This window comes from Carnobacterium sp. (assembly GCF_040274425.1).
Map to the genome: position 1 here is coordinate 1 of NZ_JBEMBC010000094.1, position 8,262 is coordinate 8,262.

The 8,262-nt window shown below is 34.5% G+C and carries 6 protein-coding genes and 1 pseudogene; 6 read left to right on the plus strand and 1 reads right to left on the minus strand.

The features are described 5' to 3' along the window. From ABS911_RS13090 to ABS911_RS13115, 6 genes and pseudogenes are all read left to right on the plus strand, one after another. Window positions 1-158, plus strand: a pseudogene (locus ABS911_RS13090) (phosphogluconate dehydrogenase (NAD(+)-dependent, decarboxylating)); the annotation flags it as partial. 192 nt (window positions 159-350) lie between these two features. Further along, window positions 351-1,817: a PTS mannitol transporter subunit IIBC gene (locus ABS911_RS13095; protein ID WP_350467924.1), complete on the plus strand. Its 1,467-nt coding sequence runs from the start codon at window positions 351-353 to the stop codon at window positions 1,815-1,817. A 50-nt stretch (window positions 1,818-1,867) separates the two neighbouring features. After that, window positions 1,868-3,973, plus strand: a complete 2,106-nt coding sequence (locus ABS911_RS13100) for a BglG family transcription antiterminator (RefSeq protein ID WP_350467925.1) — start codon at window positions 1,868-1,870, stop codon at window positions 3,971-3,973. Window positions 3,974-3,993: 20 nt separating this feature from the next. Then, entirely contained in the window at window positions 3,994-4,437 is a 444-nt protein-coding gene (locus ABS911_RS13105; RefSeq protein WP_350467926.1) for a PTS mannitol transporter subunit IIA, read from the plus strand. 426 nt (window positions 4,438-4,863) lie between these two features. Beyond that, a complete protein-coding gene (locus ABS911_RS13110) occupies window positions 4,864-5,925 on the plus strand; it encodes an SDR family oxidoreductase (RefSeq protein WP_350467927.1) in 1,062 nt (353 codons plus the stop codon). A gap of 287 nt (window positions 5,926-6,212) precedes the next feature. Beyond that, on the plus strand, window positions 6,213-7,148 hold the full coding sequence (locus ABS911_RS13115) for a metallophosphoesterase (RefSeq protein WP_350467928.1): 936 nt from the start codon (window positions 6,213-6,215) through the stop codon (window positions 7,146-7,148). Window positions 7,149-7,449: 301 nt separating this feature from the next. Here ABS911_RS13115 and ABS911_RS13120 read toward each other — a convergent pair. Next, a partial coding sequence (locus ABS911_RS13120; protein WP_350467929.1) for a fructose bisphosphate aldolase occupies window positions 7,450-8,262 on the minus strand: 813 nt, incomplete at its 5' end.

The window sequence follows — 8,262 nt, forward strand, 5'->3', positions numbered from 1 at the left end:
GGACGGTAGAAGCAGCTTTGGATGCAAAAGTTCCGACACCTGTGATAGCACTCTCTTTAATGATGCGGTACCGTTCTTTAGAGGAAGATACTTTTACTGGAAAAGTAGTCGCAGCCCTTAGAAATGAATTTGGCGGCCATGAGGTCACAAAGAAGTAAAATAACTAAAAAGAGTTCCTATTTCAGATTTTGAAATAAGAACTCTTTTTTATTTAACAGACTACAGACTATTGTTTTAAAACTTGTCAATTTCCTTTTGACAAGTTTGTATTCATTACTCGTTGTAAGCGGAAACAAACACTTGTAAGATAATTATATTAAGAAACAAACAAATTAAAGGAGGAAGCATAGATGGAAGCTGTAAATAGTAAAGAAAGAACAAGAGATAAAACGACCATTAAAGTCGGGGCACAAAAAGTAGGGACTTTTTTAAGTAATATGGTTATCCCAAATATAGGGGCTTTTATAGCTTGGGGAATAGTTACAGCATTATTTATTCCTAACGGATATTTGCCAAATGAGAAACTTGCTGAATTAGTAACACCGATGATTACTTACTTACTGCCATTGTTAATCGGATATTCTGGTGGGAAAATGATTTCAGGGCACCGTGGAGGCGTAGTAGGAGCAGTAGCATCGATTGGTGTTATCGTTGGAACGGATGTGCCTATGTTTATCGGCGCAATGATTATGGGGCCATTCGGTGGCTGGGCAATTAAAAAATTTGATGATATGTTTCAATCTAAGATAAGAGCCGGGTTTGAAATGCTGGTCAACAACTTTTCTAGTGGGATCATTGGTTTTATATTAGCTATTATAGGGTATTTAGGAATTGGGCCCATCGTTTCAAACATAATGGTTTTTTTAGGCAATGGAATCGAATTCATGATCAATGCAAATTTATTGCCATTAGTTAATCTTTTTACTGAACCTGGTAAAGTCATCTTTTTAAATAATGCAATCAATCACGGAATTTTAGGACCACTTGGTGTTGAACAGGCAGCTGAGACAGGAAAATCAATATTATTTATTCTATCTGGAAATCCAGGTCCTGGTTTTGGGGTTTTATTAGCGTATATGTTGTTTGGTAAAGGAACTGCCAAAGCTTCTGCACCTGGTGCTGCGATCATCCAATTTATTGGAGGCATACATGAACTGTATTTTCCTTATGTGTTGATGAAGCCTTTAATGATTTTGGCAGTCATGGCAGGTGGAGTTGCGGGAACGTTAACCTTCACACTATTTGATACAGGTTTAGTTGCTACTGCATCACCTGGTTCTATCCTTTCAGTCATTGCGATGACGCCCAAAGGTGAATACTTGCAAATATTAGCTGGTGTGTTAGCATCAATTGTTGCGTCCTTTGTTGTTGCAATGCTTATTTTAAAAGCAGACCGTTCTGAAAATGAAGACTTTGAAAGCAATGTGACTAAAATGCAAGGAATGAAAGCTGAGTCAAAAGGTGTAGTTCTAAATACAGCTTCTACTAACACCATAACTGAATCTGAAAGTGTTGGACCAACGATTTCTTCAACAAATGTTAAGCGAATTATTTTTGCTTGTGATGCAGGAATGGGTTCCAGTGCCATGGGAGCATCCATTTTGAGAAATAAAGCAAAAAAAGCCGGTCTAGAAATACCGGTTACGAATTCAGCAATCAGTGATTTAGAAGATGAAGAAGGAACGTTAATTATTACGCAAATAGAATTAAATGCCAGAGCAAAACAACAAACACCAAGCGGAGTGCATGAAACAGTTGATAACTTCTTAAGTAGTCCTAAATACGATCAAGTTATTGAAAGTTTACTCCGTTCTTGATGATATAATAGCAGAGTAAGGAAAAAAGAGAGTAGGAACGAGGGAAAGAAATGTATTTTTCAATAAAGGAAAAGCAGCTATTGGAATTGCTTTTACTGAATAAAACAGGAATTTCTTTGGAGGTCTTGGCTAGAGAAATGGAAGTGAGCAGTCGAACAATTTACCGCGAACTGTCCATAGCTGAAGACACGTTGTCTCTTTATCAGATTGCTCTTAATAAAAAGTTAGGTACTGGTTTTTATTTAAGTGGTGAAAGAGAAGAATTAAAGCGATTGAAAAAAGATTTATTGAATACAGATCTTATCTTTGACTCGAAAGATCGTCAGAGTTACCTGATTTGCCAGTTGCTGCTGACAAAAGACAACGTTAAATTAATAGGATTGGCACAAGATTTTAATGTCAGTCTAGGAACAATTAACAATGATTTAACCAAAATAGCTGAAATCATTGAAGGATTTCAAATGACTTTGCAACGAGGAAAAGGCAAATCTGTTTCCATTAAAAGCGATGAAGAATCTTTGAGACTGATAGTTAGTAGCATCATTACTAGCAAGTTGAATGAATATGAGTTTCTTAATTTTTTTCAAAACGAGTACAATGAGGAGCATTTTGAGAGAGTAAAGAAGACTAGAATGCCTTTTTTATCATTTCTAACCTATCGGTATTTTAAAATAGCAACTCAAGTTACCTTTCGGATGAAGCAACACTTTTTTGAAGATATATCAAATAGTGGACTAATGCAATTTATCGTTATTTTAACATTGATTATTATGCGTTTGTCAGAAGAGAATCAGCTGAATGACATTCATTTTGAAGAAAAAGAAAATTCTATTCTCACTAAAGACATAACGGATTATGTGATTGAAGATATTTTTCAAGCAACAGAGTTGCAATTTTCAAGATTAGAACGAAGCTTTTTAAAAAAGGCTGTAAATGGTGTGCGTTTTTTTCAAAAACAAGATTTGTTTTCAACAGACTATAATATGGAATTAACTTACCAAGTTAAGCATTTTATTCAGTTGGTTGAAACAGAAGTTCACTGGGAATTTAGCAAAGACCATACGCTGTTTTCGGGTTTGTTGACACATATGGAAGCTTTGCTAAATCGTACATTTACACCAGTTCTTCAAGTAGAAGATAGTCTTTACGTAACCATCCGTGAACGGTATCCAGAAATTTATAAAGGTGTAATAATAGGGTTAGCAAGTGTCTATCCAGATAAACGTTTTTCAGAAAATGATTATATTTATTTGGTTATTCATTTTGCTTCCTCTTGGGAAAACTACAAAAAAATATACGGTTTAAAAGCAATGGTCATTTGTACTAGCGGAATTGGGACCTCGAGGATCTTAGAAAATCGATTGAATAAAAATTTTTCTGAGTTAAAAGAAATAACGGTGGTTTCTCTCTCTGAGGTAAATGACTATAAATTAACTGACTTTGACTTTATCTTTTCAACAGTTTTATTGCCACATTTTTCGGTACGTTACCACTTGATCACGCCCATGCTTTTGAGTGAAGAATTAGTTAAGATTAAAGGATTAATCGATGAGTGCATTGATCAAAAAAAGGATTACACATTGACCGATTCGATAAAAGAAATAAACAAACAAAGTAGCGAAAAGATACCTACAGAAAAAACGTTAAAAGAAATCCATCATTTAACTAAAACCGCATTAGGTATCTTAAATTATTTCTCCATTGAGTCTATTAATGGGAATCAACCGCTAGAAGAAACGTTGTTAGGAATTTGCCGACAACTTCAAGATATTGGGGTTTTAACAGAAGCTGAAAATGTGCAACAAAAATTAATCGAACGAGCGAATGTTGCTCCGGTAGGCATACCTAGAACTCAAATGGGGCTTTTTCACGTGAGAACTGCTCATGTTGCTTCTAGTTATTTTGGAATTTATGAATTAGAACAAGAAGTCCCAATTGTAGGAATCGATAGGAATGATATGCGATTGAAAAGAGTATTGATAATGGTCGCACCTTATCCGTTAAATGTAGTTGAACGCGATTTATTAGGCTTAGTCAGTAGTATGCTGATTGAAAATGACAGTACAACAGCTTTGTTTGATAAGGGCGAGGAAGAAGCAATTCGAAAGAAGATTGAAAAGGAATTTAAAGCCTATGTGTTAAGAAAGACTCATTAAAAATAGAGGAGTGAATGAATATGGCAACATTAACCAAAGAATTGATTGAATTAGGAGCAACAGCTGAAACTAAAGAAGAGGCTATTCGTTTAGTAGGTAATTTATTAGTTGGAAACGGTGCAGTAAATAAGGATTATATTGAAAGTATGTTGGAGAGAGAAAAGACTGTATCTACTTACATGGGAAATTTTATTGCTATTCCTCATGGTACTGATAGTTCAAAAAAAGATATCTACAAAACAGCTATTTCGGTAGCGACCTTCCCAAATGGAATTGATTTTAGCGAAACAAGCGATGAGAACAAAGTCTTTGTTTTATTTGGAATCGCAGGCAAAGGCGACGAGCACTTAGATTTGTTATCTTCTATTGCTATCTTTTGTTCTGAGATTGAAAATGTACAAAAGTTGATTAAAGCCGATACACCAGAAGAAGTGATTGAATTATTAAAAACTGCAAATGAATAAGGCTCAATAAAAAAGAGTGAGATATAAAATTTAGTAATTGAAAAAATAAAAAAGGAGCTACTATAAAGTCAATGTCATTGGCTATAAAGCAGCTCCTTTTTTTGATGGTTACAAAAAAAATAAAGTTTAATACAGCGAGTGGGTTCATTTGATATTATAAGTTATAAGAGGAGAAAGTTAGTTAGAAGAAGAGTTGAAAATTTGGCTTAAAAGTTTTAGCAATTCTACTATAGGATAGAGACCTATAAATAGAAGTATAGTTTTTTTGCATTAATCGCTTGTTTTGACTAAACTGTAATTGGTAAGCGTTATCAAATCAGCATAAATTAAGGAGATTAATCTTTTAACAGTAAACTAGCAGAATGAACCATACGTTTTTGTCTTTCGTCAACAGTTGGTAAGTTACTTATACGAGGAGGAATTGCTATGGAAAGATTAAAAATGGATCAAACAGATCGAAAAGAGACCAGAAGTATGAAAGATTTGCATTTAAAGAAGCTGAAAGACCAAGTTGTTGTCATTACAGGTGCTTCTAGCGGAATTGGTTTAGTTACAGCAAGAATGGCTGCGGAAAAAGGCGCAAAAGTTGTTGTGGTTGCAAGAAACGAAGAAGCTTTGCAGAAATTAGTAGAAGAATTGAAAGAAAAAGGTCATTCAGCTATTTATGTTAAAGCAGATGTCGGCAAAGAAGAAGACGTAAACATGATTGTTGAAACAACTATAAGAGAATTTGGGCGATTTGATACTTGGGTCAATAATGCGGGTATATCTATTTTCGGCCATTCAATGGATGTAAGCATAGAGGATATGAGGCGTATGTTTGAAACGGACTTTTGGGGCGTTGTTTATGGTACTAGGGCGGCAGTAGAACATTACAAAGACCGTAAAACACCTGGGGCATTGATCAATGTAGGATCTTTATTTGGTGATAGAGGGACTACGGTTCAATCAAGCTATGCTGCTGCTAAATTTGCTGTACATGGATGGACTGAAAGTATTCGCATGGAATTGGAAAAGGAACATGTACCTGTTTCTGTAACATTGGTTCATCCAGGTAGAATTGATACACCTTATAATGAGCACGCTATGAGCTATATGGATAAACAACCAGGTCATAGAGGAATGATCTATCCGCCTGAAGCCGTAGCAGAAGCTATTTTATATGCAGCTGAAAATCCAAAAAGGGATTTATTTGTTGGTTCTCAAGCCAAGATCTTTATGATGTTGGGCCGAGCATTCCCGCGTTTCACAGATAAATTAGTAGAAAAAGTGATGTATCCTACACAACATCTAGATAGACCATCTAATCCCCCAGAAGAAAGCGGATTATACCATGCGGGATATGGTTTACATGAGAGAGGAACTAAAGAAGGCTGGGTTCGCTCAAACAGTTATTATGTAAAAGCAACTAAACATCCGATCATTACAACAGCTGCGATTACTGGAGTAGGAGCATTGCTTTTAATGGCTGCTAAAAAGAAAAAATAAATAAAAGGCGGTGACACAAGTCTCATAATAGATTTGTATCACCGTCTTTTTGTGCATATTGAGTGTCTTAATAGTAAGAAAAGTAAAACAATACTTGAAAGGCTCTGTGAAAAATTAAAGTGTTAAAGTTGGTGAAAGCTTCTTTAAACTTTGTTATATTGTAAGCTGATTTTAGAAACGCGGAAGTAATTATTTTTTAAACTTGATCAGATAAAAGGTATACTGTTAGTAAGAAGACTAGTTCAGTTGCTTATATAAGAATATCAACTGTTTATGGGGTGGAAAAGATGTTCACAGATAAAAGGTTAACAGAAGCTTACAAAAATGCTAAAGTAGAAGAATTTGATGAAGATTCAAAATACATTTTCTTTAGTGATGTCCATCGAGGTAATGGGAATATAGCAGATGAGTTCACACGAAATCGAAATATCTTTCTTCATGCTTTAAAGTATTATTATAAACATGGATATACTTATGTTGAAGCAGGAGATGGAGATGAATTGTTAGAGTACTCTGACTTTATTTATACAAAAAATGCACATAGTGAAGTGTACGATATTATCAAAAAGTTTTTTGATGACGATAGATTAATTAAATTGTATGGCAATCATGATATTGCTTTAAAAAATCCAAAGTTTGTTGAAAAGAATTACTATACAAATTATGATGAATACACAGAGGAATTTTTTGATTTCTTAAAAGGACTTAAGCCTATTGAGGCGCTTGTATTAAGGTACAAAAAAACGGGACAAGAAATCTTGACTGTACACGGTCATCAAGGTGATGCGCCTAATGATCAATTTGCTTTTTTTACTATGTTATCTTTAAAATTTTTTTGGCGTTTTCTTCATGGATTTGGCATTAGAAATCCTTCGAGTCCAGTAAAAAATGTAACTAAAAGACATAAAATCGAGAAAAATTTTGGGAAATGGATAAGAAAGAATAAAATAATGCTCATTTGCGGTCATACACATCGATTTAAGTACCCTAAAGATAAAGATCTTCCCTATTTCAATACTGGTTGTTGCGTTTATCCAACGATTATTACCGGAATTGAAATAGCTGAAGGGCAAGTTCGATTAGTACGTTGGGAAACTAAAGTAAGTAAAAAAGGTGTCTTAACTATTGAAAAAGATACCATGCGAGGGCCAGAGCCAATTGAAGAATTTGATATGCGGTTAGAAGGATGGAATAGAAATAATATCACAGAAAGAGTGGATTAAATTTAAGATAATTAAAGCTATAGTAAAAAGTTAATCTTTCTATTTCAATGTTTACAGAGTATGAAGGAATAAATTCAGTATTTTTTTAAAATTGGAATAACAAACCATCTAAAATGCAGAAGCTGCTCCAGTGATGCTAAAAGGTTTTGATTTTAAAGTAAACAACCAGTAGTGAAAGAACTTTTTTTGATTTTTTATGTAAACAAGAGTATACTGCTATAAGTGAAAACACAACGTATAAGAGGGAGAGCTTCTCCTTATTATACGTTGTGTTTATTATATTGTCTCATACCACTTAATACTAAGCGATTGAGGCATCGTAAATTTGTTTGATGGATTCTTTTAGTAAGTCGTTGTATTCATCATCTGATTGACTGGCACTTAACCCTTCAGATAATGCTCTTGAAAAACTAGCAATTAGTCCGTGATTATGAGTTAAAGCTTCATTAGCTTTTTCACGTGTATAACCACCAGAAAGAGCCACTACTCTTATCACTCTAGGATGATCGATCAATTCTTTATAGAAATCATCAATTGTCGGGATAGAGAGTTTTAACATAACATTATCTGATTCGCTTAAGTTATCTAGTTGAGACAGGATTTCATCTTTTAAAAGAGCTTCAGACTTCTCCTTATCTTTACTGTTAATATCCACTTCTGGTTCAATAATTGGCACAAGTCCTGCTGAGATAATTTGTTTGCCGACTTCGAATTGTTGGTCAACAACTTTTTTAATAGCTTCAGGATTTGCTTCTTTAATTAATGAGCGCATTTTTGTTCCAAAAATATGGCGTTCATTTGCTCTTTTTAACAATTCATCTAAGTCAGGGTTAGGTTTCATTAACTGAACACCGTCAGTTTCTTCTGCTAATCCTTTATCGACTTTTAAGAAAGGGACAACGCCTTTCTTCTCCCATAAATAATCGGCTGTATAAAGGTCTTCGACTTTGCGATCCATTGTTTGTTCAAATAAAATAGCCCCTAAGATTGAATCAGAATTAAAAGCAGGAGAAGTCATAAGACGAGTTCGCATTTCGTGAACCAGGTCAAACATTTCATCTTCACCTGAATAGGCATCTGGTGCAATGCCGTAAAGTTGTAAAGCTGTTGGTGT